This is a genomic window from Streptomyces sp. NPDC042100 (genome assembly GCF_055582325.1).
The window spans coordinates 205,567-229,471 of record NZ_JBVJDK010000011.1; the positions used below are offsets into that span (position 1 = coordinate 205,567).

General features: G+C 70.2%; 22 protein-coding genes. 11 read left to right on the top strand and 11 right to left on the bottom strand.

Translation table 11 applies throughout. The annotated features are described in order from the left end of the window. Complete coding sequence (locus ACZ6J5_RS25135; RefSeq protein ID WP_469395065.1) at positions 1-1,302, bottom strand: globin domain-containing protein; 1,302 nt, start codon at positions 1,300-1,302, stop codon at positions 1-3. Positions 1,303-1,418: 116 nt separating this feature from the next. Then, positions 1,419-2,072: an HAD family hydrolase gene (locus ACZ6J5_RS25140; RefSeq protein WP_469395067.1), complete on the bottom strand. Its 654-nt coding sequence runs from the start codon at positions 2,070-2,072 to the stop codon at positions 1,419-1,421. A 77-nt stretch (positions 2,073-2,149) separates the two neighbouring features. Here ACZ6J5_RS25140 and ACZ6J5_RS25145 point away from each other — a divergent pair, with 77 nt between their 5' ends. The 4 genes from ACZ6J5_RS25145 (at position 2,150) to ACZ6J5_RS25160 (ending at position 4,625) form a co-directional block, all read left to right on the top strand. Next, positions 2,150-2,677, top strand: a complete 528-nt coding sequence (locus tag ACZ6J5_RS25145) for a DUF2269 domain-containing protein (protein ID WP_469395069.1) — start codon at positions 2,150-2,152, stop codon at positions 2,675-2,677. 5 nt (positions 2,678-2,682) lie between these two features. Then, on the top strand, positions 2,683-3,546 hold the full coding sequence (locus tag ACZ6J5_RS25150) for a GNAT family N-acetyltransferase (protein WP_469395071.1): 864 nt from the start codon (positions 2,683-2,685) through the stop codon (positions 3,544-3,546). A gap of 134 nt (positions 3,547-3,680) precedes the next feature. Beyond that, positions 3,681-4,139 carry a MarR family winged helix-turn-helix transcriptional regulator gene (locus ACZ6J5_RS25155; RefSeq protein WP_469395073.1) on the top strand — a complete coding sequence of 153 codons (459 nt, stop codon included), beginning with the start codon at positions 3,681-3,683 and terminating at the stop codon, positions 4,137-4,139. Positions 4,140-4,172: 33 nt separating this feature from the next. Next, positions 4,173-4,625: a GNAT family N-acetyltransferase gene (locus ACZ6J5_RS25160; protein WP_469395075.1), complete on the top strand. Its 453-nt coding sequence runs from the start codon at positions 4,173-4,175 to the stop codon at positions 4,623-4,625. Positions 4,626-4,665: 40 nt separating this feature from the next. On the opposite strand, the gene ACZ6J5_RS25165 is transcribed toward ACZ6J5_RS25160, so the two are convergent. After that, complete coding sequence (locus tag ACZ6J5_RS25165) at positions 4,666-6,048, bottom strand: serine hydrolase domain-containing protein (RefSeq protein ID WP_469395077.1); 1,383 nt, start codon at positions 6,046-6,048, stop codon at positions 4,666-4,668. Between the two features lie 105 nt (positions 6,049-6,153). Continuing rightward, positions 6,154-7,617 (bottom strand): replicative DNA helicase, encoded by a 1,464-nt coding sequence (gene dnaB, locus ACZ6J5_RS25170; protein ID WP_362468107.1) that lies wholly within the window; start codon positions 7,615-7,617, stop codon positions 6,154-6,156. Between the two features lie 442 nt (positions 7,618-8,059). Here dnaB and ACZ6J5_RS25175 point away from each other — a divergent pair, with 442 nt between their 5' ends. Further along, complete coding sequence (locus ACZ6J5_RS25175; protein WP_469395079.1) at positions 8,060-9,397, top strand: MATE family efflux transporter; 1,338 nt, start codon at positions 8,060-8,062, stop codon at positions 9,395-9,397. An 89-nt stretch (positions 9,398-9,486) separates the two neighbouring features. Here ACZ6J5_RS25175 and rplI read toward each other — a convergent pair whose 3' ends face one another. The 4 genes from rplI to rpsF form a co-directional block, all read right to left on the bottom strand. Continuing rightward, complete coding sequence (gene rplI / locus ACZ6J5_RS25180; protein ID WP_469395081.1) at positions 9,487-9,933, bottom strand: 50S ribosomal protein L9; 447 nt, start codon at positions 9,931-9,933, stop codon at positions 9,487-9,489. Positions 9,934-9,951: 18 nt separating this feature from the next. After that, complete coding sequence (rpsR, locus tag ACZ6J5_RS25185; protein ID WP_003949403.1) at positions 9,952-10,188, bottom strand: 30S ribosomal protein S18; 237 nt, start codon at positions 10,186-10,188, stop codon at positions 9,952-9,954. A gap of 57 nt (positions 10,189-10,245) precedes the next feature. Then, positions 10,246-10,833, bottom strand: a complete 588-nt coding sequence (locus ACZ6J5_RS25190) for a single-stranded DNA-binding protein (protein WP_469395083.1) — start codon at positions 10,831-10,833, stop codon at positions 10,246-10,248. A 73-nt stretch (positions 10,834-10,906) separates the two neighbouring features. Further along, positions 10,907-11,197, bottom strand: coding sequence for a 30S ribosomal protein S6 (gene rpsF, locus ACZ6J5_RS25195; protein ID WP_004950685.1), 291 nt, complete (start codon positions 11,195-11,197; stop codon positions 10,907-10,909). Between the two features lie 284 nt (positions 11,198-11,481). Between rpsF and ACZ6J5_RS25200 the strand changes: the two genes are divergently transcribed. The 3 genes from ACZ6J5_RS25200 to ACZ6J5_RS25210 all read left to right on the top strand — a co-directional run bounded on the left by ACZ6J5_RS25200 (position 11,482) and on the right by ACZ6J5_RS25210 (position 14,216). After that, the gene (locus ACZ6J5_RS25200; protein WP_469395085.1) at positions 11,482-11,781 is read left to right on the top strand and encodes a hypothetical protein; all 300 of its coding nucleotides are present in this window, start codon (positions 11,482-11,484) and stop codon (positions 11,779-11,781) included. A gap of 200 nt (positions 11,782-11,981) precedes the next feature. After that, positions 11,982-13,100: a lipid II:glycine glycyltransferase FemX gene (locus tag ACZ6J5_RS25205; protein WP_362467969.1), complete on the top strand. Its 1,119-nt coding sequence runs from the start codon at positions 11,982-11,984 to the stop codon at positions 13,098-13,100. An 84-nt stretch (positions 13,101-13,184) separates the two neighbouring features. Further along, on the top strand, positions 13,185-14,216 hold the full coding sequence (locus ACZ6J5_RS25210; protein ID WP_469395087.1) for an alanine racemase: 1,032 nt from the start codon (positions 13,185-13,187) through the stop codon (positions 14,214-14,216). A 103-nt stretch (positions 14,217-14,319) separates the two neighbouring features. On the opposite strand, the gene ACZ6J5_RS25215 is transcribed toward ACZ6J5_RS25210, so the two are convergent. After that, positions 14,320-15,816: a glycosyltransferase family 87 protein gene (locus tag ACZ6J5_RS25215; RefSeq protein ID WP_469395089.1), complete on the bottom strand. Its 1,497-nt coding sequence runs from the start codon at positions 15,814-15,816 to the stop codon at positions 14,320-14,322. A gap of 135 nt (positions 15,817-15,951) precedes the next feature. Next, positions 15,952-18,711, bottom strand: coding sequence for a transglycosylase domain-containing protein (locus ACZ6J5_RS25220; RefSeq protein ID WP_469395090.1), 2,760 nt, complete (start codon positions 18,709-18,711; stop codon positions 15,952-15,954). A gap of 403 nt (positions 18,712-19,114) precedes the next feature. On the opposite strand from ACZ6J5_RS25220, the gene ACZ6J5_RS25225 reads away from it, so the two are divergent. From ACZ6J5_RS25225 to ACZ6J5_RS25235, 3 genes are all read left to right on the top strand, one after another. Continuing rightward, positions 19,115-19,804, top strand: a complete 690-nt coding sequence (locus ACZ6J5_RS25225) for a PadR family transcriptional regulator (protein WP_469395092.1) — start codon at positions 19,115-19,117, stop codon at positions 19,802-19,804. 46 nt (positions 19,805-19,850) lie between these two features. Then, on the top strand, positions 19,851-20,933 hold the full coding sequence (locus ACZ6J5_RS25230; protein WP_469395094.1) for an inositol-3-phosphate synthase: 1,083 nt from the start codon (positions 19,851-19,853) through the stop codon (positions 20,931-20,933). Between the two features lie 79 nt (positions 20,934-21,012). Next, the gene (locus ACZ6J5_RS25235) at positions 21,013-22,284 is read left to right on the top strand and encodes an MFS transporter (protein WP_469395096.1); all 1,272 of its coding nucleotides are present in this window, start codon (positions 21,013-21,015) and stop codon (positions 22,282-22,284) included. Between the two features lie 128 nt (positions 22,285-22,412). Here ACZ6J5_RS25235 and ACZ6J5_RS25240 read toward each other — a convergent pair whose 3' ends face one another. After that, positions 22,413-23,882, bottom strand: a complete 1,470-nt coding sequence (locus tag ACZ6J5_RS25240) for a CCA tRNA nucleotidyltransferase (RefSeq protein ID WP_469395098.1) — start codon at positions 23,880-23,882, stop codon at positions 22,413-22,415. Positions 23,883-23,905 lie beyond the last annotated feature (23 nt).

A 23,905-nucleotide genomic window follows, 5' to 3' on the forward strand; every position in this document is an offset into this window, starting at 1 on the left:
TCAGCCCTGCGCGACCAGTTCCGTCAGGAAGTCGTGGCGGATCCGGTCGGTGGGGATCCCGGCGCCCCGCAGGGCGTCCACCCCGCTGCGGACCATGCCGAGCGGCCCCGAGAGATAGGCGTCGTACTCGGCCCACGGCCCGTACTGGCGCACAGCGTCCGGGAGCCTCCCCTGCTCCTCGGTGACCGAGCGGACGGCCAGCCACGGGAAGGTCTTCTGGAGCCTCAGCATCGTGTCGATGTCATAGAGGTCGTGGTCGCTCCGGGCGCCGTAGAAGACCTCCACCCGCCGCCGATCCCCGTGCTCCGCCACGTCCTCGACCAGCGCCTTGATCGGGGCGATCCCGGTCCCTCCGCCCAGACACAGCATCCCGTTGTCCGTGGAGTGGTCGACGGTCATCGAGCCCGCGGGCGGGCCGAGGCGCAGCACGTCGCCCGGCCGGGCCCGGTGCACCAGGGCGTTGGACACCCAGCCCGCGGGCACCGCCTTGACGTGCAGGGTGAGCAGCCCGTCCGGGCGGGGTGCCGAGGCGAAGGAGTAGTGGCGCCATATCCGGGGCCACCAGGGGGTCTCCAGGCTGGTGTACTGCCCGGCCAGGAACGGATAGGGCTGATCGGGGCGCAGGGTGATCACGGCGATGTCCGGGGTCCGCAGGTCGTGCGAGACCACCTCGGCCTGCCACCAGGCCGGCGCGTGCCGCTCGTCCTCCGCCGCCGCGTCGATCATGATCTGCGAGATCGTCGTGTACGTGCGGACCCAGGCGCCCTCGGTCTCCTCGTCCCAGATCTCGGCGTACCGGACCAACGCGCCGATCAGGGCCTCGCCGACCGCCGGGTAGTGGGCGGAGATCGTCCCGTACTTGCGGTGGCCCCGGCCGAGGTTCTGCAGGTACTCGGTGAGGACGGGCACGTCGTCCATGTGCTCGGCCGCCGTGAGCAGCGCCTTGAGCAGCCGGTCGCGCTGGGTGTCCATGGCCGCCGGGAACATCGCCCGCAGATCGGGGTGGCGGGTGAAGAGCAGCGCGTAGAAGTAGGAGGTCACCCGGTCGGCGACCGGCGCGATCTCGGTCATGGTGCGCCGCACCAGCACCGCGTCCGACGAGGGAGCTCGCTCTGGCCCGCGCTCCGGCCCGCGCTCGGGTTCCGTCACGGGCACAGGCTCGGCCGTGGCCTCCGCCGCGCTCCCGGACGCGACGCCCGACGCGGTCTCGGAGACGTGCCCGGGCACGCTCTCCGATACGCCCCCGGGCGCGGATATTCGGGGCGGTGACGCTTCCGGGGCCGTAGCCAGAGCATCCGACATGTCCTCGCCTCCCCGCAGCCGACCTCTGTGGTCGCCTTCCGTGTTCGCAGGATGACAGTCCGGCGTGAAGTGCGGGCAGAAAGCGGAATTCACGGCCCCTCACGCCCCGTCGAGGGCTAGGCTGCGCTCTTTCGGACCAAGGCGTGGGCCTCGCGCAGATCGGCACCGGTGTAGCGGTGCCGGGCCAGCCCCACGAGGTGGTGGTCCGCGTTCACGGCCACCGTCTCCGGCACGACGGCGAAGAGCCGCGCGTCGGACATCGAGTCCCCGTATGCCACGCACTCCTCCAGCGAGACCCCGAAACGGGCACAGAGCTCACCGGCGATCCGCACCTTGGCCGAGGCGTCGAGGATGCCGGGACGGTGGATCGGCTCGGTGAACGGCACGGCGGGCCAGCGCGATCCGTGTGCCGCGTCCGCGCCCCACTCCAGCAGCCGCTCGACGAAGAAGTCGGGGGACAGCGAGATCACCGCGCAGTGGCCGCCCTCGGCCCTGATCCCCGCCCAGACCTCCCGGATGCCGGCCAGCCAGGGGGCGCCCTCGAAGGCCGCCGCCACCTGCTCCGGGGTCAGCTCCGACCACAGCGCCCGGGCCCGTACGGCGAACTCGTCAGGGGTCAGCCCCTCCGCCAGGAAGCTCCGCTCCAACGCCGCGATCTCCTCGCTCAGCCCGAGCTGACGCGAGATCTCCACCGCCGCGGCCGAGCCCCGGATGAGGGTGCCGTCGAGGTCGAAGAGATGCAGCCTGCGGTCACCGTCGTGGGTCCTCATGTACGCCGAGGCTAGTACGGGCGCTTACTCCCCCGGTGCGACGCGGAAGAAGCCGTCCGAACGGCACCGTGTTTCACGTGAAACATCTCCGACGGCCCGCCCGGCGGGCACTCCTCGTCGTCCATGTCTCCGTCTCCGTGGCCTGGCTCGGCCTCAGTCTGGGCCTGCTCACCCTCGGCATCACCGCGTACATGACCGAAGACCCGTCCCTGACCGAAGCCTCCTACCGCGCCATGAAGGTGTTCGCGGACGTGCTCCTGGCCCCGGTGGCGCTGCTGACCCTGGGCAGCGGGCTGATGCTCTCGCTCGGGACGCCCTGGGGCCTGGCCCGGCACCGCTGGGTGTGGACCAAGTTCTGGATCACCCTGGCCACGGCCACCGCGACGATCTTCGCGCTCCGCCCGGAGATCGCCCATGTGGCGGAGGCCGGTGTACCCGACATCAGCCTGGTCGCGGCCCCGTCGATCTCCACCGCCGCCTACCTCTTCATGACCGCGGTCTCGGTGCTCAAGCCCTGGGGCCTGACCCGGCGCGAGCGCCGCCGCCGGGAGGCCGCGTCCGCCCATAAAGCGGTGGACGCGCCGCCGCCGGTTCCGCGAGCCTGACACTCATGCCCTCTTCACCGCTCCCGCTCGACCAGCTCCCGTTCCGGCGCCTCACCTCGGCCGATGCCCTCGCCTGCGCCGACCTCTCCGAAGACCGGGGCTGGGAGCGGGAGGAGCACAAGTGGGGGCTGCTGCTCACCGCGGGCATCGGGTACGGCGTCGACGACCCGTCCGGGAAGGGGCTGGTCACCGCCTGCGTGGTCACCTCGTACGGGCCCGGGCTCGCCGCCATCGGGATGGTCCTAGTCGCCGAGCGGTACGCCCGCCGGGGTGTCGGCCGCCGGCTGATGCGCCAGGTCCTCGCCGAGGCGGGCGACACCCCGCTCACCCTCTACGCGACGGCGAACGGCCAGCCGCTCTACGAGGAGCTGGGCTTCGTGGGCATCGGCCTCTCGGAGATGCTCACAGGGCGGTTCGTCCCGGCCCGACCGGCGCCCGACCTGCCCGTCCGCCCCGCGACCGCCGAGGACCTCCCGGCGATCCTGCGCCTCGACCACGAGGTCTTCGGCGTCGACCGCACCGCGATGATCACCCGCCTGCCCGCCTTCGCCGACCATCTGCGCGTCGCGGAGCAGGACGGCGAGATCACCGGCTTCGGCGCGCTCTGGCCCAACATGGACACCCATGTCATCGGCCCCCTGATCGCCCGCGACACCGCCACGGCCCAGGCCCTGGTCGCCTCACTGGCCGCCGCCTCGGACCGCCCGCTGCGCACCGACGTCGACAGCCGCCACGGGGAGCTCACGACCTGGCTGAAGGCGAACGGACTGGAGCGGATCGCCACGACGAGCATCATGATCCGCTCCCTGCCCGAGCTCCCGGGCGACTGGCGCCGCCGCTTCGCCCCGCTCACCGTCGCGGCGGGCTGACCCGTCCACACGCCCCAGGCCCGCCAGGCCGGGGCCACCCGGCATTTACTTGCACACGCGGATTTTTGCGCTTCATCGTCTACCCTGGTAGATGGCCGCTCCGGACCAGGAGCCCGAGGAAGCGAGGAGAGAGCATGACCGCGACGGACCCCGCACTGACGGCCCTCTCCCAGGGCTGGTGTGCCCTCTCCCTGCTGCACGGCAGAATCGAGGCGCACATCGAGAAGGCCCTGGAGTCCGGGCACGGCCTGAGCGTGCGCGAGTACTCGCTCCTCGACGTCCTCAGCCGCCAGCACGACGGCCCCGGCGGGCACCTCCAGATGAAGCAGGTCGCCGACGCCGTCGTCCTGAGCCAGAGCGCCACCACCCGGCTCGTCACCCGCCTGGAAGACCGCGGGCTGCTCACCCGGTATCTGTGCGCCACCGACCGGCGCGGCATCTACACCGATGTCACCGAGGCGGGCCAGAAGCTCCTCGCGGAGGCCCGTCCCACCAACGACCGCGCCCTGCGCGAGGCGCTGGACGCGGCGGCCGAGAACCCGGAGCTGACCCCGCTGGTCCGCGTCGTGCAGGGCCTCGGCGTCCCCGCCTGAGCACCGGGCGGGGCGGGACGTAGCCTGCCCCTCATGAGCGATCTTGAGATGCGAACCGCGCGCGAGGACGACCTTCCCGCCATCGTGGCCATGCTGGCCGACGACCCGCTGGGCGCCCAGCGCGAGTCGCCCGACGACCTCGCCCCGTACACCGCCGCCTTCGCCCGGCTCGACCGGGACCCGAACCAGCACGTGGTCGTCGCCGTGCGCGGCGGCCGGGTCGTCGGCACGCTCCAGCTCACGGTCATCCCCGGGCTCTCCCGCCGGGGCACCACGCGCTCGATCATCGAAGGCGTCCGCATCCACGCCGAGGAGCGCGGCAGCGGTCTCGGCACCCGGCTCATCGAGTGGGCCGTCGAGACCTCCCGGACCGAGGGCTGCCGGCTGGTGCAGCTGACCTCCGACGTCAGCCGCACCGACGCCCACCGCTTCTACGAGCGGCTCGGCTTCGAGCCCTCGCACCTCGGCTTCAAGCTGAGCCTCTGACGCGGAGCGGGCTGTTTCACGTGAAACAGCCCGCTTCGTCTCACAGCCCGCGCCAGCCGGCCTCGTCCACGCCACCCGGGACGGCGTCGCCCGGCTCGTACGGCTCCCGGGTGAAGACGAAGGAGGCGAGGTCGAGATGGCTCACCGAGCCGTCCTCCCGCCGCACCACCCGCAGCGTCTCCCCCGCGTAGTAGCCGTCGAGGCCGATCCAGCCGCCCTCCGGGAGTGCGCGGAAGCTCGCCCGCCGCCCCGCACCGCGCAGCGGCTCCAGGACCACCCCGCGCTCGGGGCCGACCCGCAGCCCATAGGCGTACGTCCCCCAGTACCAGGAACCGGTGAGCGCCAGGAGCTCCTGGTCCACCTCGGCCGCGGGAAGAGGGCGCCAGGGCTCCGGGAGGCGCGGTTCGGCCTCGGCCACGATCGCGATGAGTTCGGCCGCCACAAGGCCGATCAGGGGCCCGGAAGTGGCGTTCGCGAGCGCCACCGAGGCCAGTCCGTCCTCGACGCTCACCCAGAGGCAGGCCACGAAGCCCGGCAGCGAGCCCGTGTGCCCGACGAACGTGCGCCCGTCCCGGCGTACCACCTGGAGACCGAGCCCGTAGGCCGCCTCCGCCTCGCCGGGCGCCGGGGGCGCGGCGGGCACCCGCATCTCCTCCACCGAGGACCGGGCGAGCACGCGCTCGTCGCCCTCGGCGAGGAAGGCGGCGAAGCGGCACAGGTCGCCGACGGTCGACCACAGTTGGCCGGCCGGCGCCATGAGCCCCAGGTCCTGCGAGGGCTCGGGGAGCATCACATCGGCCCATGGGTGCACGGCGAAACCGCCGGCGCGCGGGGCGACCGGCTGGGCCGTCGTACGGCGCAGCCCCAGCGGCTCCAGGATCTCGGTGCGCAGGGCCTCCTCCCAGGGCACCCCGCGCAGGGCCTCGACCAGCGAACCCAGCAGGGTGTAGCCGGGGTTGGAGTAATGGTGCAGGCGCCCCGCGGGATGCGGCTGCGGGCGCTCCCCCAGCACGTCGGCGAGCGTGGGTCGCACCTCACCCGGGGTCCGCTCCCACCACGGGGCGGGAGTCTCGGCACCCAGTCCGGCGCTGTGGCCGAGGAGCTGAGCGATCGTCACCTCGCCGACGCCGGTGTCCTTCAGGTGCTTCTCCAGCGGGTCGTCCAGGGCGAGCAGCCCCTCGTCCCGCAGGCGCATCACCAGCACCGCGGTGAAGACCTTGGTGATCGAGCCGATCCGGAACTGCGTGTCGGCGTCCGGGGCGTGCCCGTCGACGCAACTGCGCGAGCCGAACCAGACGGTCTCACCCTCCCGGACCACACCGGCGGCGAGGGAGGGCGTGCGCCCCTCGGCCTGCGCGACGGCGACACGGTGCAGCAGGGCCCGCTCGGTACTGGGCAACAGGGCTTCGAATGATGAGGTCATACGCCGATCATGCCGCGCGAGCCGGGCGGACGGAGGATCCCGCGACGGGGTGCACCCCTGGCCGATACTCCGGCGCCCGGTGTGCCGAGGGCGCCGGCCTTCGGATCAGGTCTGCGCCATGTCCACGAAGCGCGAGTAGTGGCCCTGGAAGGCGACCGTGATGGTCGCCGTCGGGCCGTTACGGTGCTTGCCGACGATGATGTCCGCCTCGCCCGCGCGCGGGGACTCCTTCTCGTAGGCGTCCTCGCGGTGCAGCAGGATGACCATGTCGGCGTCCTGCTCGATGGAGCCGGACTCACGCAGGTCGGAGACCATCGGCTTCTTGTCCGTGCGCTGTTCGGGGCCTCGGTTCAGCTGGGAGAGCGCGATCACCGGGAGCTCCAGCTCCTTGGCGAGCAGCTTCAGGTTTCGCGACATGTCCGAGACCTCCTGCTGGCGGCTCTCGGAGCGCTTGGAGCCGCCGGCCTGCATCAGCTGGAGGTAGTCGATGATGACCAGCTTGATGCCGCTGCGCTGCTTCAGGCGGCGGCACTTGGCGCGGATCTCCATCATCGACAGGTTCGGCGAGTCGTCGATGAAGAGCGGGGCCTGCGAGACGTCCGGCATCCGGCGGGCAAGCCGCGTCCAGTCCTCGTCGGTCATGGTGCCGGAGCGCATGTGGTGCAGCGCGACCCGTGCCTCCGCCGAGAGCAGGCGCATCGCGATCTCGTTGCGGCCCATTTCCAGGGAGAAGATGACGCTGGGCAGGTTGTGCTTGATGGAGGCCGCGCGGGCGAAGTCCAGCGCCAGCGTGGACTTACCCATGGCGGGACGGGCCGCGATGATGATCATCTGGCCGGGGTGCAGACCGTTGGTGAGCGCGTCCAGGTCGGTGAAGCCGGTGGGCACACCGGTCATCTCGCCGCTGCGGGAGCCGATCGCCTCGATCTCGTCGAGCGCGCCCTCCATGATGTCGCCGAGCGGCAGGTAGTCCTCGGTGGTGCGCTGCTCGGTGACCTGGTAGATCTCGGCCTGGGCGCGGTTGACGATGTCGTCGACGTCGCCGTCGGCCGCGTATCCCATCTGCGTGATCTTGGTGCCGGCCTCCACGAGGCGCCGCAGCACGGCCCGCTCGTGGACGATCTCCGCGTAGTAGGAGGCGTTGGCGGCGGTGGGCACCGACTGGACGAGGGTGTGCAGGTAGGAGACGCCGCCGGCCCGGGTGATCTCGCCGCGCTTGGTGAGCTCGGCGCCGACCGTGATGGGGTCGGCGGGCTCGCCCTTCGCGTAGAGGTCGAGGATGGCCGCGTAGACCGTCTCGTGGGCCGGCTTGTAGAAGTCGTGGCCCTTGAGGATCTCGACGACGTCGGCGATGGCGTCCTTGGACAGCAGCATGCCGCCGAGGACGGACTGCTCGGCGTCCAGGTCCTGCGGGGGGACCCGCTCGAAGCCGGAGAGACCGGAGTCCCAGGAGTCCTCACTGCCGCGCTCGTGCTGATCCTCCCGGCCGCGCCCTCGGCCCCGGCCCTCGCCGCGGGTCCGGGTGGGCAGCCGGTCACCTGGTCCGCCGTCGGCCCAGGGATCGTCCATGGGCTCGGGACTGCTCACCAAGCCACCTCCTCCCGTCCGCTCCGCGGACCTCGCCGTGCCACTCTTTCTTACGCCACGGCTCGGACAAACAAGAGGCTTTGACTCCGCTTCTGGCGCGTCGTGCGCCGGACCACGGTAGGCCCGCGGGCACCGTCAGCCAATCTGGTTATCCACAGGGCCTGTGGGTGAAGGCCCCGATGCTGTGGAGAACTCCCCGGATCCTGTGCACGGACCAGGGGACAGCCATGTGGACAAACTCATACCACCCCCGAGCGAACCACTCTGACCTGCGGTTTTTCCATCCACCGGCTGTGGGGGAGAAAAACTTCGCCGTCCGGACCAAGATCAGAACAAACGGCGCACACCCGAAGGTCCACTCCCCCTTCAAGTAAGGGTCACAAGGTCATTGCATCTCTTACCTGTGGAAGATTAGATTGACCCCATGCATCAGGCTTCCGCGCCACCCAAGGCCGTTCGACGGCGCCACGACCGCGAGATCGTCTCGCTCGCCGTCCCGGCCTTCGGCGCACTCGTCGCCGAGCCCCTGTTCCTGCTCGCCGACAGCGCCATCGTCGGCCATCTCGGCACCCCTCAGCTCGCCGGCCTCGCCATCGCCTCGGCACTGTTGTCCACCGCGGTCAGCGTGTTCGTCTTCCTCGCCTATGCCACCACGGCGGCCGTGGCCCGCCGGGTCGGCGCGGGCGATCTCCCCTCCGCGATCCGCCAGGGCGTCGACGGCATCTGGCTCGCCCTTCTCCTGGGCGCGGGTGTCGTCGCGCTCACCCTGCCCACCGCCCCCTGGCTCGTGGGCCTCTTCGGCGCCTCCGACACCGCGGCCCCGTATGCGATCACCTATCTGAGGATCTCCATCCTCGGCATTCCGGCCATGCTGGTCGTCCTCGCCGCCACCGGCGTCCTCCGCGGCCTCCAGGACACCAAGACCCCGCTCTACGTCGCCATCGCCGGATTCGCGGCCAACGGCGCCCTCAACCTCGGGCTGGTCTACGGAGCCGGCCTCGGCATCGCCGGATCCGCCTGGGGCACGGTCATCGCCCAGCTCGGCATGGCCGCCGCCTACCTCGTCGTGGTCATCCGCGGCGCCCGCCGCCACGGAGCCTCGCTGCGCCCCGACGCCGCCGGCATCAGGGCCAGCGCCCAGGCGGGCGCCCCGCTACTGGTCCGTACGCTCTCACTGCGCGCGGTCCTGATGATCGCCACGGCTGTGGCCGCCCGGCTCGGTGACGCCGATGTCGCGGCCCACCAGATCATCCTGTCCCTGTGGAGCCTGATGGCCTTCGCCCTCGACGCCATCGCCATCGCCGGCCAGGCCATCATCGGGCGCTACCTCGGCGCCGATGACGCCCGGGGCGCCCGCGAGGTCTGCCGCCGGATGGTGCAGTGGGGCGTGGTCTCCGGGATCGTGCTCGGGCTCCTGCTGATCCTCACCCGGCCCCTCTTCGTCCCGCTCTTCACCAGTGACCCCGTGGTCCAGGACACCCTGCTCCCCGCCCTGCTGGTGGTGGCGCTCTCCCAGCCGATCTCCGGGGTGGTCTTCGTCCTCGACGGCGTGCTCATGGGCGCGGGAGACGGCCCCTACCTCGCCTGGGCCATGCTCCTGACCCTGGCCGTCTTCGCCCCCGTCGCCCTGCTGGTCCCGGCCTTCGGGGGCGGGCTGACGGCGCTCTGGGGTGCCATGACGCTGATGATGACGGTCCGCATGGCGACCCTATGGTTCCGCACCCGCTCGGGCCGCTGGATCGTCACGGGCGCCGCCCGGTGACGGGATGTTTCACGTGAAACGGCGGAAGGGCCGCACCCCGAGGGGTGCGGCCCTTCCTCACTGCTGAGCGCAGACTGCCGAAGGCAGCGTTACGCGGCGACGACCTCGACGCCGAGCTTCGCGACCACGTCGGCGTGCAGACGCACGGAGACCTGGTGCGCGCCCAGGGTCTTGATCGGCGAGCCGAGCTCGACGCGACGCTTGTCGACGTCCGGGCCACCAGCAGCCTTGATCGCCGCGGCGACGTCGGACTGGGTCACGGAGCCGAACAGGCGGCCGGCGTCGCCGGAGCGAACGGCCAGCTTGACCTTGACGCCCTCGAGCTGGGCCTTGACCTCGTTGGCCTGCTCGATGGTCGCGATCTCGTGGATCTTGCGGGCGCGGCGGATCTGCGCCACGTCCTTCTCGCCACCCTTGGTCCAGCGGATCGCGAAACCACGCGGGACCAGGTAGTTGCGAGCGTAACCGTCCTTGACGTCGACGACGTCGCCAGCGGTACCGAGGCCGGAGACCTCGTGGGTGAGGATGATCTTCATTTTTCGGTCACCCTTCCCTTATCGCGCGGTGGACGTGTAGGGCAGCAGCGCCATCTCACGGCTGTTCTTGACGGCCGTGGCGACGTCACGCTGGTGCTGCGTGCAGTTGCCGGTCACGCGACGGGCACGGATCTTGCCGCGGTCGGAAATGAACTTCCGCAGCATGTTCGTGTCCTTGTAGTCCACGTACGTGACCTTGTCCTTGCAGAATGCGCAGACCTTCTTCTTAGGCTTGCGCACAGGCGGCTTCGCCATGGTGTTTCTCCTGTGTGATCAAGAAGTTTGGGTACGAGCTGCTTCTTGGGGAGTGCCCTAGAAGGGGGGCTCGTCCGAGTAGCCGCCGCCGGAGTTGCCACCCCAGCCACCGCCGCCCTGCTGCTGCTGGCCGCCGGACGGGGCGCTGGAGGCCCAGGGGTCGTCGGAGGAAGCTCCGCCGCCCTGCTGGCCGCCGCCGGGGTTGCCACCCCAGCCGCCGCCACCACCGTTGCCGCCGCCCTGCTGCTGCCCGCCGCCGTAACCACCCTGGCCACCGCGACCCGTGGTCTTGGTGACCTTGGCCGTGGCGTTCTTGAGGCTGGGGCCGACTTCCTCGACGTCCAGCTCGTAGACCGTGCGCTTGACTCCGTCGCGGTCCTCGTAGGACCGCTGCTTCAGGCGGCCCTGAACGACGACGCGCATCCCTCGCTGGAGGGACTCGGCGACGTTCTCCGCTGCCTGACGCCAGACCGAGCAGGTCAGGAACAGGCTCTCGCCGTCCTTCCACTCATTGGTCTGACGGTCGAAGGTGCGGGGGGTGGACGCGATACGGAACTTCGCGACCGCCGCACCGGACGGGGTGAAGCGCAGCTCCGGGTCGTCGACAAGATTGCCGACGACCGTGATGACGGTCTCGCCTGCCATGGGTGAACCTCTCGGCGGGATTGCTTCTGGCTGCTTGCTGCTACTCGAACCCGGAAACCTGTGAGCGGAAAGCTCAGTGGGTCTCGGGGCGGAGGACCTTGGTCCGGAGGACCGACTCGTTCAGGTTCATCTGGCGGTCGAGCTCCTTGACGACCGCAGGCTCGGCCTGCAGGTCGATGACCGAGTAGATGCCCTCGGGCTTCTTCTTGATCTCGTAGGCGAGACGACGACGGCCCCAGGTGTCGACCTTCTCGACCTTTCCGTTGCCCTCACGGACGACGGAGAGGAAGTTCTCGATCAGCGGGGAGACAGCGCGCTCCTCGAGATCGGGGTCGAGGATGACCATCACCTCGTAGTGACGCATGTGGAACCCACCTCCTTTGGACTCAGCGGCCACGGTCGTTCCGTGGCAGGAGGGTCGTGATGCGTAAGCAACGGTATCCGCCGCCACTGACAATCACCCTCGGCGAGCGAGAGTTCCGTCGGGGTCCCGGAGGGACCTGGGCAGACACCGGTGCAGACCGTACAGAGTACCCGCACATCGCCCTGCGGTTGAAATCCGGTGGTGAGGGGACGCAATCTGTACACAACGGATGTGGGCGGCGTCACAGAGCGCCGCCTTCCGGCAGCCACGCCAGGAGGTGCCCCATGGCACAGGCAATGCGACCCGACCCCGGACACTCCCTCTTCGCCACCGACGGCAAGCCCCACCCGCTCCAGGACACGCTGATGGGGGTGACGATCTTCCTCGGACTGCTGTCGGTCATCACGGCCCAGTTCCACAGCCTGCACGTGCTGGCGTCCTGGACCGGTCTGATCGGCATCCTCACCGGCGCGTACGGACAGTTCATCTCCGTGACCACCAGGGAGCGCTTCGTCCTGATCGTCGGCCTCGGCGCCTCGGCCGTGGGCTTCTACCTCGGCATGTTCTACGGCGGCCTGGTCTGAAACCCGGGAGACCCCGGCGACCCCGGCGACCCCGGCGACCCGGCGAACCCCGGAAACCGCGAAACACCTGAAACACCGGCCGGTCCGCCGGCCAGGGGACACACGGTCCCCACGGGGGCGCTCCACGGCCACAGTAGGCTTCGGCGCGAGAGCCGGAGCCCCTGAACCGATGGGGACACACCTGCCGAGGAGCGCCCCGCATGAGCCTGACCCTGAGGACCATCAGCCGTGAGCAGCATCTGGCATTCATCCAGAGCCAGCCCGCGGCGAGCCACTGCCAGGTCCCGGCGTGGGCGGATGTGAAGACCGAGTGGCGCTCGGAGAACCTCGGCTGGTTCGACAAGTCCGGCGAGCTCGTCGGCGTGGGCCTGGTGCTCTACCGCCAGCTCCCGAAGATCAAGCGCTACCTGGCCTATCTGCCCGAGGGCCCGGTCATCAACTGGCACGCCCCGAACCTGGACGACTGGCTGCAGCCGATGCTCGCGCACCTGAAGCAGCAGGGCGCCTTCTCGGTGAAGATGGGCCCGCCGGTCGTCATCCGCCGCTGGGACTCGGCCGCCATCAAGTCCGGCATCCAGGACCCGGACGTCAAGCGCCTCAAGGACGTCGAGGCCACCCACATCGAGCCGCGCGCCTTCGAGGTCGCCGACCGGCTGCGGAAGATGGGCTGGCAGCAGGCCGAGGACGGCGGCGCCGGCTTCGGCGACGTGCAGCCCCGCTACGTCTTCCAGGTCCCCCTGGCCAACCGCTCGCTGGACGACGTCCTCAAGGGCTTCAACCAGCTGTGGCGCCGCAACATCAAGAAGGCCGAGAAGGCCGGCGTCGAGGTGGTCCAGGGCGGCTACGAGGACCTCGCCGAGTGGCAGCGGCTCTACGAGATCACGGCCGTCCGCGACCACTTCCGGCCGCGCCCGCTCTCGTACTTCCAGCGCATGTGGACCGTCCTCAACAACGAGGACCCCAACCGGATGCGCCTGTACTTCGCCCGGCACAACGGCGTGAACCTCTCCGCCGCCACCATGCTCGTCGTCGGCGGCCACGTCTGGTACTCCTACGGCGCCTCCGACAACATCGGCCGCGAGGTCCGGCCCTCGAACGCGATGCAGTGGCGGATGCTGCGCGACGCGTACGCGATGGGCGCCACCGTCTACGACCTGCGCGGCATCTCGGACTCGCTGGACGAGACCGACCACCTCTTCGGTCTGATCCAGTTCAAGGTCGGCACCGGCGGCGAGGCCGTGGAGTACGTCGGCGAGTGGGACTTCCCGCTCAACAAGCTGCTGCACAAGGCGCTCGACATCTACATGTCCCGCCGCTGACGTGCCGCGTCGCTGACGCGGCGCCCGAGGCTTGCGTAGTCTCGTACACACGTACACCCCCACCAGAAAGGCTCCGGGCCGGCCATGGCGCTCTCCCTCTACGTCGACACCGCTCGTTGGCGGGCGCACCAGAAGTCGGTCGTCGACCAGTTCCCGGGGCTGATCCCGGTCTGCAAGGGCAACGGCTACGGCTTCGGCCACGAGCGGCTCTCCGACGAGGTCACCCGCTTCGGCGCCGACATGCTCGCGGTGGGGACCACGTACGAGGCCGCCAAGATCAAGGACTGGTTCAGCGGCGACCTGCTGGTCCTCACCCCGTTCCGGCGGGGCGAGGAGCCGGTGCCGCTGCCGGACCGGGTGATCCGCTCGGTGTCCTCCGTGGACGGTGTGCACGCCCTGGTGGGCGCGCGCGTGGTCATCGAGTGCATGAGCTCGATGAAGCGTCACGGCGTCCACGAGGAGGACCTGGGCCGGCTGCACGCCGCCATCGAGGACGTACGCCTCGAAGGCTTCGCCCTGCACCTGCCCCTGGACCGGCCCGACGGCACCGACGCCGTCGAGGAGGTCATCACCTGGATGGACCGGCTGCGGACCGCCCGGCTGCCGCTGCACACCATGTTCGTCAGCCACCTGCGCGCCGACGAGCAGGCCCGGCTCCAGCAGCAGTTCCCGCAGACCCGCTTCCGGGCCCGCATCGGCACCCGGCTGTGGCTGGGCGACCACGAGGCCACCGAGTACCGCGGCGCCGTCCTCGACGTCACCCGCGTCGCCAAGGGCGACCGCTTCGGCTACCGCCAGCAGAAGGCCGCCTCCGACGGCTGGCTCGTGGTGGTCGCCGGCGGCACCTCGCACGGCGTGGGCCTGGAGGCCCCCAAGGCGATGCACGGCGTGATGCCGCGCGCCAAGGGCGTGGCCAGGGCCGGTCTCGCGACCGTCAACCGGAACCTCTCGCCCTTCGTCTGGGCCGGCAAGCAGCGCTGGTTCGCCGAGCCGCCGCACATGCAGGTGTCGATCCTGTTCGTGCCCTCCGACGCGCAGGAGCCGAAGGTCGGCGACGAGCTGGTGGCCCATCTGCGGCACACCACGACCCAGTACGACCGGATCGTCGAGCGCTGAGCCCGCGGGCCCTCACAGGCCCCCCAGGGCCCCTCAGCCCCCGTACGCGCACGTGAAGAGGCCCCCGGGATCCCCCGGGGGCCTCTCGCGCGTCCCGCCGTGCTCACTCCCGGGCGGCGTCCCCGGGCCCGGTGCCCCAGTCGACCCGGGGGCCCTCCACCGCCGGGGCCGCCGCGTGCCGCGGCGGGTGCGCCGCCCCGCCCATCACGAAGACGTCCTCGGCGCCGTCCAGGACGCCGCCGGAGGGGTCGTCCGAGCCGTCCCGCCGCACCGGGTCCCGGTGCGGCGCCAGGATGTCCCGTACGACCATCACGCACAGGTACAGCGTGCCGAGCAGGTGCAGCACGATCGCGAACTGGTAGCCGTCGGTCGGCAGGCCCTGCTTGTTCCCGCTGCTCGTGTAGGCCAGGTAGAACCAGATGGCCAGGAAGTACATGACCTCGCACGCCTGCCAGACCAGGAAGTCGCGCCAGCGCGGCCGGGCGAGCGCGGCGAGCGGGATCAGCCACAGCACGTACTGCGGCGAGTAGACCTTGTTGGTGAGCACGAACGCGGCCACGATCAGGAAGGCCAACTGCGCCAGCCGGGGCCTGCGCGGCGCGGACAGCGCCAGGATCGCGAGCCCGGCGGCGGCCAGCAGCATCAGCAGCAGCGCCCAGGCGTTGGCGGTCGTCGGCTGGACCTGGCGGCCGGTGATCTGGCTGAACAGCAGCCAGATGGAGCCGAAGTCGACGTTCCGGTCGGCGCTGAAGACGTAGAACTGCTTCCAGCCCTCCGGCGCCAGCAGCATCACCGGAAGGTTCACCGCCAGCCACGCGCCCACCGCGCCGAGCAGCGCCGTCCCGAACGCGCGCCACTTCCCGGCCCGCCAGCAGAGCAGGAACAGGGGGAGGAGCAGCAGTATCGGGTAGAACTTGGCGGCCGTCGCCAGCCCGAGCAGCACACCGGCGCCGAGCGGCCGGCCGCGCGACCACAGGAGCAGCGCGGCGGCCGTCAGGGCGACGGCCAGCAGGTCCCAGTTGATCGTGGCGGTCAGCGCCAGGGCGGGCGCCAGGGCGACCAGCAGGGCGTCCCAGGGGCGCCTGCGGTGTGTCCGGGCCACGCAGACGGCGAGGACGGCCGTGCAGACCATCAGCAGGCCCGCGTTGACCATCCAGTAGCCCTGCTCCTGCTCCGTCAGGCTGCCGCCAGGCGTGAGCCACGCGGCGACCTGCATGAACAGCCCGGTCAGGACCGGGTACTCCAGAAACGGTATGTCGCCGCCGATCCGGTCGAAGTACGGCACCAGACCGTCCGAGAAGCCGCGCCCGGAGAACAGGTGCGGGATGTCGGAGTAGCAGGCGTGGGTGTACTGCGAGGTGGTGCCCCGGAACCAGGCCCAGTTGTAGCAGGGCAGCTTCTGCACCATGCCGAGCGCGAACATCCCGAGGGCGACCAGCGCCACCACGCCCACCGGGGTGAGCTGTCCGCCGCCCAGCCGGGCCCTGCGACCGATGGGTCCGCCGATCAGTTCGCTGCCCGCGGCGGCCACCTCGTCGCTGCGCGTGGGGCAGACCACCGCCGGTTCCCGCGGGGGACTCGTCTTCTGGAGGCTCGGCATGGGGGACATCCTGCCGTACGGGCCTGGGAAAACGGTGAGGGCCGCCGCGTCCGGTTCCGTACGGGGTGTACGGACCGGGCGCGGCGGCCCTCGGCGTGAGCGCCGGCCGCCGGGCCGGGGGGCTTCCCTGGGCGGCTAGCCGCCCAGGCCGCCCCAGGTGGTGCCGCCGTTGGGCTTGCCGCCGGCGGCGCCGCCGTTGGACGTGGGGTCGGTGGACCCGGTGTCCGTCGGGGTCGGCGGCGGTGTCGTGGTGGCTCCGCCGCTGGACCCGCCGCCGTTGCCGTTGCCGTTGGACGTGCCGCCGTCGGGCTCGCACGGCCAGTCCCACACGGAGCAGGTCTTGCCCGGGTCCGCCGTCTTGGTCGGCTTCGTGGTGGGCGACTGCGTCGTCGTCGCGGTGGCCGACGGGGACTCGGTCGCCGTCTCGGTCGGGGTCGGCGTCGGGCTGACGGCGCCGCCGCCGAAGACCGCCTCGGCCCCCAGGTCCTCGGGCGCCGGGAAGTCGACGGCCTTGGTGCCGGAGAGGACCTCGGTCATGTAGTCGTGCCAGATCTGCGACGGGAACGACGAACCGTGGATCTTCGGCTGGGCGCCGGTGCCGAACATGGACTCGAACTTGCGGTTCTTGATCGTCTCGTCGTCCGCGAAGCGGTACATGTCGATGGCGGTCGAGATCTGCGGGGTGTAGCCGACGAACCAGGCGGAGTTGTTGCCGTCGGTCGTACCGGTCTTGCCGGCCGAGTCGCGCCCTTCGAGCGCGGCCTTCTTGCCGGTGCCCTTCTTGACGACGTCCTTCAGCACGTCGGTGACGTTGCTGGCGACGGCCGAGGTGAAGGCACGCTTCGGCGCGGACTTCCGCTCGTAGACGACCTCGCCCTTCTGCGTCACCTTGGTGACCGAGTAGGGGTCGTTCTGCTCACCGTTGTTGGCGAAGGTCGCGTAGGCGCCGGCCATGCGGATCGCGCTCGGCGAGGAGATGCCGAGCGAGAACGAGGGCACGTTCGCCTTGATCAGCGAGGAGTCCAGGAGACCCGCGTCGACGGCCGACTGGCGCACCTTGTCGATGCCCACGTCCATGCCGAGCTGCACGTACGGCGAGTTCGCGGAGCGCTCCATCGCCTCGCGCAGGGTCATGTTCTTGTAGCTCCGGTCGTCGTCGTTGACCTGGAGCCACTCGTTGCCGTTCTCGTCGTGCCAGATCGTGCCGTCGTAGTTCCTGATCTTCAGCTTGTTCTGGCCGTTGTAGATGCTCTTGTCCGGGTCGACGATCGTGCGCGAGGAGGGCCCCTGGACCTCGCCCAGCTTCTTGTCCCGCACGCCGTCGCGCATCGCCGCGGCCAGCACGAAGGGCTTGAAGGTCGAGCCGACCTGGGCGCCCGTCTGGTCGGCGTTGTTGGTGAAGTGCTTAGTCGCGTCGGTGCCGCCGTAGATCGCCAGGATCGCGCCGGTCTTCGCGTCCACCGAGGCGCCGCCGAACTGGACGTGGGTGTCCGTGTCCGGGCGCTTGTCGGGCTTGATGTGCTCGTCGTAGACCTTCTTGACGGCCTTTTCGAGCGCCTGGACCTTCTTCTTCTCGAAGGTGGTGTGGACCTCGAAGCCGCCGGTGGCGAACTTCTGGGCGTCGATGCCCTGGTCGTTGTTGTTGAGGAAGTTCGCCTCGGCCGTGCGTACCAGGTAGCCGACCTGGCCGCCCAGCTGCGCGCCCTGGGTGCGGCCCTTCACCTGGGGGAATTCCTTGTACTTCGCGCGCTCGGTGGCGGTCAGGTGCCCGTCCTTGACCATCTCGTTGAGGATCCACTTCCAGCGCTTCTCGGCCCGCACGCGGTTGGCCTGGGCATTGGCCTGCGGGTCGATCTCGGGGGAGCCGGCCGGGTCGTAGTAGGTCGCGCCCTTGAGCAGCGAGGCCAGGAACGCGCACTGACTGGGGTCGAGGTCCTTGGCGTTCTTGTTGAAGTACGTGCGGGCGGCGGCCTGGATGCCGTAGGCGCCGCGTCCGTAGTACGAGGTGTTGAGGTAGCCCGCCATGATGTCGGGCTTCTCCAGCTCGTTGCCGACGCGCATGGAGATGAAGAGTTCCTTCACCTTGCGGGTCAAGGTCTGCGACTGGTCGTTGAGCCGGTTGTTCTTCACGTACTGCTGGGTGATGGTCGAGCCGCCCTGGGTCTCGCCGCCCTTGGCCATGTTCCACACGGCGCGGCCGATGCCCATCGGGTCGATGCCCGAGTCGGTCCAGAAGGTCTTGTTCTCGGCCGAGACCACCGCGTTCTGCATCGCCTTGGGGATCTGGTCGATGCCGATGATCTGCCGGTTGACCTCGCCGCCGGTCGCGGCCATCACGGTGCCGTCGGACCAGTAGAAGACGTTGTTCTGCGCGACCGCGGACTTGTCCACGTCCGGGATGCCCACCATGAAGTACGCGAGGGTGGCCGCGCCCATCAGACCGCCGCAGAAGGCCAGGAACAGGCCCGTGGTGAGGCGCCACGAGGGCACCCAGCGCCGCCAGCCGTACTTGTCGTGGCGTGGGTAGTCGATGAACCGCTTCTTGCCGGGCGGACGCCCGCCGCGGCCCCGGCCGGGACCGCCGCCCTGTCCGCCGCCACCGCCGCCGCGGCGCCCGCCGCCGGGGCCCTGGGGCCCGCCGGGGCCGCCGGCCTCGGGGGCACGCCGGCGCCCGCCCCGCTGGGCGGCCCGCCGGGCCTCGGCGCGGCCCCCGTAGGGACGTGCCTCCTCCCCATAGGCGGAAGGCGGTCCATAGGAGTCCTCAGGGGACCCCGAACCGACGTCACGGCCTTGGGCCGACCTGCGGCCCATCGGCTGCTGGGCCGCGCGCCGGGCCGCAGCGCGACCGCCACTCGGCGGCTGCTGCTGCGGCATTTTGCGACGGTGCTCGCTCATCGAACGACTACTCCTCGGGCAGGCGCGTGCGCCTGGAAGCGGCAGTTGAGTTCCGGTCCCCCCGAAATGCACACGGCGGGACCTCGGAAAAAGCCCCACCGTGCCGCAGCCGGTCACCCGCTTCACTGACGCCCCGCGGCATCGTTCGGTTCCCGGTGGTCTGCATGGCGCACAGACTACGCACGGCCAAAACCTGCCTTGGGCCTGACTTCACCCTATTTCGGACAAGTCGAACGCTCTGAATTGACGATGTGACGCCGGTCACCCGCGCCCCACTTGTCGAGCCAGGGAGGCCGTTCTATCGTCGGGATGTATCGAGTCGATACATCAGTGCGGCACATCGACTCGGCATAAGAGTTTCGCGGTCCCCAGAGACGAGTAGCGAGAGCGGAGGAGGCGACGAATGAGCAGGCGCTCGGGAATCCTTGAATTCGCCGTTCTCGGCCTGCTCCGCGAGGCCCCGATGCACGGGTACGAGCTGCGCAAGCGGCTCAACACCTCCCTGGGCATCTTCCGGGCCTTCAGCTACGGGACCCTCTACCCCTGCCTCAAGACGCTGGTCGCCAACGGCTGGTTGATCGAGGAGCCGGGCAGCGCCCCCGAGGACGCGCTCGCCGCTTCACTCGCAGGACGCCGCGCCAAGATCGTCTACCGGTTGACGGCCGAAGGTAAGGAGCACTTCGAAGAGCTCCTCTCCCACACCGGCCCCGACGCCTGGGAGGACGAGCACTTCGCCGCCCGCTTCGCGTTCTTCGGCCAGACCGAGCACGACGTGCGGATGCGGGTGCTGGAAGGCCGCCGCAGTCGGCTGGAGGAGCGCCTGGAGAAGATGCGCGCCTCTCTGGCCCGGACGCGCGAGCGCCTGGACGACTACACGCTTGAGCTCCAGCGCCACGGAATGGAGTCCGTGGAGCGCGAAGTGCGCTGGCTGAACGAGCTCATCGAGAGCGAGCGGTCGGGACGGGATCAGCGATCCCGTCCCGACGCCCCCGAGGGCGCCGCTCGGCACGACAACGATTCTGGAGAAACGGGCGGCCTGCCCCGGCACGGGGGCAGTACCCGGCCGGATCCGTCCGACGACACCGCAAAGTGAATCCCTGCGCCAGCAGGGCTTCCACGACACACAGGGAGCAACCGGAATGGGTTCGGTTCGCGTAGCCATCGTCGGCGTGGGCAACTGCGCCGCCTCGCTGGTGCAGGGCGTCGAGTACTACAAGGACGCCGACCCGGCGGCCAAGGTGCCCGGCCTCATGCACGTCCAGTTCGGCGACTACCACGTCGGCGACGTGGAGTTCGTGGCCGCGTTCGACGTGGATGCCAAGAAGGTCGGCCTCGACCTCTCCGACGCCATCGGCGCCAGCGAGAACAACACCATCAAGATCTGCGACGTCCCGAACAAGGGCGTCACGGTCCAGCGTGGCCACACCCTCGACGGCCTGGGCAAGTACTACCGCCTGACCATCGAGGAGTCCCCCGAGGCCCCCGTGGACGTCGTCCAGGTCCTCAAGGACCAGCAGGTCGACGTGCTCGTCTGCTACCTCCCCGTGGGCTCCGAGGCGGCGGCGAAGTTCTACGCGCAGTGCGCCATCGACGCCAAGGTCGCGTTCGTCAACGCCCTCCCGGTCTTCATCGCCGGCACCAAGGAGTGGGCGGACAAGTTCACCGAGGCCGGTGTCCCGATCGTCGGCGACGACATCAAGTCCCAGGTCGGCGCGACCATCACGCACCGCGTGATGGCCAAGCTGTTCGAGGACCGCGGTGTCCGTCTTGAGCGCACCATGCAGCTCAACGTCGGCGGCAACATGGACTTCAAGAACATGCTCGAGCGCGACCGCCTCGAGTCCAAGAAGATCTCGAAGACGCAGGCCGTCACCTCGCAGATCCCCGACCGCGAGCTGGGCGAGAAGAACGTCCACATCGGTCCCTCGGACTACGTGGCCTGGCTCGACGACCGCAAGTGGGCCTACGTCCGCCTTGAGGGCCGCGCCTTCGGCGACGTTCCGCTGAACCTCGAGTACAAGCTCGAGGTGTGGGACTCCCCGAACTCGGCCGGTGTCATCATCGACGCCCTGCGCGCCGCGAAGATCGCGAAGGACCGGGGCATCGGCGGTCCGATCCTCTCCGCGTCCTCGTACTTCATGAAGTCCCCGCCGGTCCAGTACTTCGACGACGAGGCGCTCGCCAACGTCGAGAAGTTCATCAAGGGCGAGGTCGAGCGCTGACCTGACGGTCCAGCGGCTCGCTGACGAGGGTCCCCGTGGCACTGCCCGGGGGCCCTCTTCGTATGTGAGTCTTGCTGCCATGTCCGTCGTGCGAGATCTGCGTGTCCTGCTGCGCCTGCGGAACTTCCGCCGCCTCCTCGCCGTACGGCTGCTCTCCCAGTGCGCCGACGGGGTCTACCAGGTCGCCCTGGCCACCTACGTCGTCTTCTCCCCCGAGAAGGAGACCAGCCCCGCGGCCATCGCCTCCGCCATGGCCGTGCTGCTCCTCCCGTACTCCCTCGTCGGGCCCTTCGCCGGCGTCCTGCTCGACCGCTGGCAGCGGCGCCAGGTCTTCCTCTACGGCAACCTGCTGCGGGCGGTGCTCGCCTGCGGGACCGCGCTGCTCATCCTCGCCTCCCCGCCCGACTGGCTCTTCTACGCCTCCGCGCTCTCCGTCACGGCGGTCAACCGCTTCGTGCTGGCCGGGCTTTCGGCCGCCCTCCCCCGGGTCGTCGACGACGAGCGGCTGGTCATCGCCAATTCGATCTCCCCGACCGCAGGCACCCTCGCCGCGACGCTGGGCGGCGGACTGGCCTTCGGCGTCCGCCTGCTGGCCGACGGCTCGGACGCGGCCGTCGTCCTCCTCGGCGCCCTCCTCTACCTCTGCTCCGCGCTCGTCTCGCTGCGGATGCCGCGCGCCCTGCTCGGACCGGACCCGGACCGCGTCCAGCCCCGGCTGACGAGCGCGCTGCGGTCCACCGCCAGAGGACTGGCGAGCGGGCTCCGCCATCTCTCCGAGCGGCGTCCCGCCGCCAGGGCGCTCGCAGCGGTCACCCTGATGCGCTTCTGCTACGGCGCCCTCTTCGTGACCGTGCTCATGCTCTGCCGGTACGCCTGGAGCTCCACCGAGTCGGAGGGCCTGGCCGTGCTCGGCCTCGCCGTCGCCGCCTCCGGGGCCGGCTTCTTCGCGGCGGCCGTCCTCTCCCCCTGGACCGTCGGACGCCTGGGGCCCTTCGGCTGGATGACCCTGTGCGCGGGAGCCGCCGCCGTGCTCACCCCGGCGCTCGGGCTGACCTTCGCCCGGACGCCCTTCCTGGTCGCCGCCTTCCTCCTCGGGCTGGTCACCCAGGGAGCGAAGATCGCCACGGACACGGTCGTCCAGACCTCCGTGGACGACGCCTATCGCGGACGGGTCTTCTCCCTGTACGACGTGCTCTTCAACATCGCCTTCGTCGGGGCGGCCGGGGTCGCGGCGCTCATGCTGCCTCCGGACGGACGCTCCACCCTGCTGGTGATCCTCGTGGCCCTGCTCTACGCCGGCACCGCCCTGGCGCTGGCACGGTCCGTCCGGCGCTCCCGGCGGGCGGCATGACGAAGGGGCGATGTTTCACGTGAAACATCGCCCCTCGCCGGTGCCGTGCCTCCGCTGTTTCACGTGAAACATCGCGTGGGCAACGCGCACGTGGATCAGCGGCACACCTTCTGCTCGCCCTCCCGGGCCTACGCGCTCTGAGCGGCCCACCACTCCTTGAGCGCGGCCACGGCCTCGTCGTGCTCCATGGGCCCGTTCTCCAGCCGCAGCTCCAGCAGGAACTTATAGGCCTGGCCGACGGCCGGCCCCGGTCGAATGCCCAGCAGCTCCTGGATCTGGTTGCCGTCGAGGTCGGGACGGATCGAGTCCAGCTCCTCCTGCTCCTGGAGCTGCGCGATGCGCTCCTCCAGCCCGTCGTAGGCGCGGGAGAGGACGGAGGCCTTGCGCTTGTTCCGCGTGGTGCAGTCGGAGCGGGTCAGCTTGTGCAGCCGGGAGAGCAGCGGGCCCGCGTCGCGGACATACCGGCGGACGGCCGAGTCGGTCCACTCGCCGGTGCCGTAGCCGTGGAAGCGCAGGTGCAGCTCGACCAGCCGCGAGACGTCCTTGATCATCTCGTTCGAGTACTTGAGCGCCGTCATGCGCTTCTTCGTCATCTTCGCCCCCACCACCTCGTGGTGGTGGAAGGAGACGCGCCCGTCCTTCTCGAAGCGGCGGGTCCGGGGCTTGCCGATGTCGTGGAGCAGCGCGGCGAGCCGCAGCACCAGATCAGGCCCGTCCTCCTCCAGGTCGATCGCCTGGTCGAGGACGGTCAGCGAGTGCTCGTAGACGTCCTTGTGCCGGTGGTGCTCATCGCTCTCCAGCCGCAGCCCGGGGAGCTCGGGCAGCACATAGGCGGCGAGACCGGTATCCACGAGCAGGCCCAGGCCCTTGCGGGGGTGGGCGGAGAGCAGCAGCTTGTTGAGCTCCTCCCGCACCCGCTCCGCGGAGACGATCTCCAGCCTCTCGGCCATCTCCGTCATGGCGGTGACGACCTCGGGGGCCACCTCGAAGTCCAGCTGCGCCGAGAACCTGGCGGCACGCATCATGCGCAGCGGGTCGTCGGAGAAGGACTCCTCAGGCGTGCCGGGAGTCCGCAGCACCCGGGCGGCGAGGTCCTCCAGACCGCCGTACGGGTCGACGAACTCCTTCTCGGGGAGGGCCACGGCCATGGCGTTGACAGTGAAGTCACGTCGGACCAGGTCCTGCTCGATGGAGTCACCGTAGGAGACCTCGGGCTTGCGCGAGGTGCGGTCGTACGCCTCCGACCGGTAGGTGGTGATCTCCACCTGGAACCGCTGCACCGCGTCCCCGACCCGGGCGTCCTTCTGGCAGCCGACCGTCCCGAAGGCGATCCCGACCTCCCAGACGGCGTCGGCCCACGGGCGGACGATCTTCAGTACGTCCTCGGGGCGGGCGTCGGTGGTGAAGTCCAGGTCGTTGCCGAGACGCCCGAGCAGCGCGTCGCGGACCGAGCCGCCGACCAGCGCGAGGCTGAACCCGGCTTCCTTGAAGCGACGGGCCAGATCGTCGGCGACGGGGGACACACGCAGTAGTTCACTGACCGCACGGCGTTGCACCTGGCTCAGTGCGTTCGGGGTCTCTTCATTGGCGTTCGGCACAACAGAAAAGGGTACGTGCCTCG

Coding starts and splice junctions, on each gene's coding strand:
- rplI (WP_469395081.1), bottom strand. CDS start 9,933: ATGAAGATCATCCTCACCCACGAGGTCTCCGGCCTCGGTACCGCTGGC.
- ACZ6J5_RS25160 (WP_469395075.1), top strand. CDS start 4,173: ATGAGCGATCTTGAGATGCGAACCGCGCGCGAGGACGACCTTCCCGCC.
- ACZ6J5_RS25165 (WP_469395077.1), bottom strand. CDS start 6,048: ATGACCTCATCATTCGAAGCCCTGTTGCCCAGTACCGAGCGGGCCCTG.
- ACZ6J5_RS25200 (WP_469395085.1), top strand. CDS start 11,482: ATGGCACAGGCAATGCGACCCGACCCCGGACACTCCCTCTTCGCCACC.
- ACZ6J5_RS25205 (WP_362467969.1), top strand. CDS start 11,982: ATGAGCCTGACCCTGAGGACCATCAGCCGTGAGCAGCATCTGGCATTC.
- ACZ6J5_RS25140 (WP_469395067.1), bottom strand. CDS start 2,072: ATGAGGACCCACGACGGTGACCGCAGGCTGCATCTCTTCGACCTCGAC.
- rpsR (WP_003949403.1), bottom strand. CDS start 10,188: ATGGCGAAGCCGCCTGTGCGCAAGCCTAAGAAGAAGGTCTGCGCATTC.
- ACZ6J5_RS25150 (WP_469395071.1), top strand. CDS start 2,683: ATGCCCTCTTCACCGCTCCCGCTCGACCAGCTCCCGTTCCGGCGCCTC.
- ACZ6J5_RS25135 (WP_469395065.1), bottom strand. CDS start 1,302: ATGTCGGATGCTCTGGCTACGGCCCCGGAAGCGTCACCGCCCCGAATA.
- ACZ6J5_RS25155 (WP_469395073.1), top strand. CDS start 3,681: ATGACCGCGACGGACCCCGCACTGACGGCCCTCTCCCAGGGCTGGTGT.
- ACZ6J5_RS25190 (WP_469395083.1), bottom strand. CDS start 10,833: ATGGCAGGCGAGACCGTCATCACGGTCGTCGGCAATCTTGTCGACGAC.
- ACZ6J5_RS25235 (WP_469395096.1), top strand. CDS start 21,013: ATGTCCGTCGTGCGAGATCTGCGTGTCCTGCTGCGCCTGCGGAACTTC.
- ACZ6J5_RS25225 (WP_469395092.1), top strand. CDS start 19,115: ATGAGCAGGCGCTCGGGAATCCTTGAATTCGCCGTTCTCGGCCTGCTC.
- dnaB (WP_362468107.1), bottom strand. CDS start 7,617: ATGGACGATCCCTGGGCCGACGGCGGACCAGGTGACCGGCTGCCCACC.
- rpsF (WP_004950685.1), bottom strand. CDS start 11,197: ATGCGTCACTACGAGGTGATGGTCATCCTCGACCCCGATCTCGAGGAG.
- ACZ6J5_RS25175 (WP_469395079.1), top strand. CDS start 8,060: ATGCATCAGGCTTCCGCGCCACCCAAGGCCGTTCGACGGCGCCACGAC.
- ACZ6J5_RS25210 (WP_469395087.1), top strand. CDS start 13,185: ATGGCGCTCTCCCTCTACGTCGACACCGCTCGTTGGCGGGCGCACCAG.
- ACZ6J5_RS25215 (WP_469395089.1), bottom strand. CDS start 15,816: ATGCCGAGCCTCCAGAAGACGAGTCCCCCGCGGGAACCGGCGGTGGTC.
- ACZ6J5_RS25230 (WP_469395094.1), top strand. CDS start 19,851: ATGGGTTCGGTTCGCGTAGCCATCGTCGGCGTGGGCAACTGCGCCGCC.
- ACZ6J5_RS25220 (WP_469395090.1), bottom strand. CDS start 18,711: ATGAGCGAGCACCGTCGCAAAATGCCGCAGCAGCAGCCGCCGAGTGGC.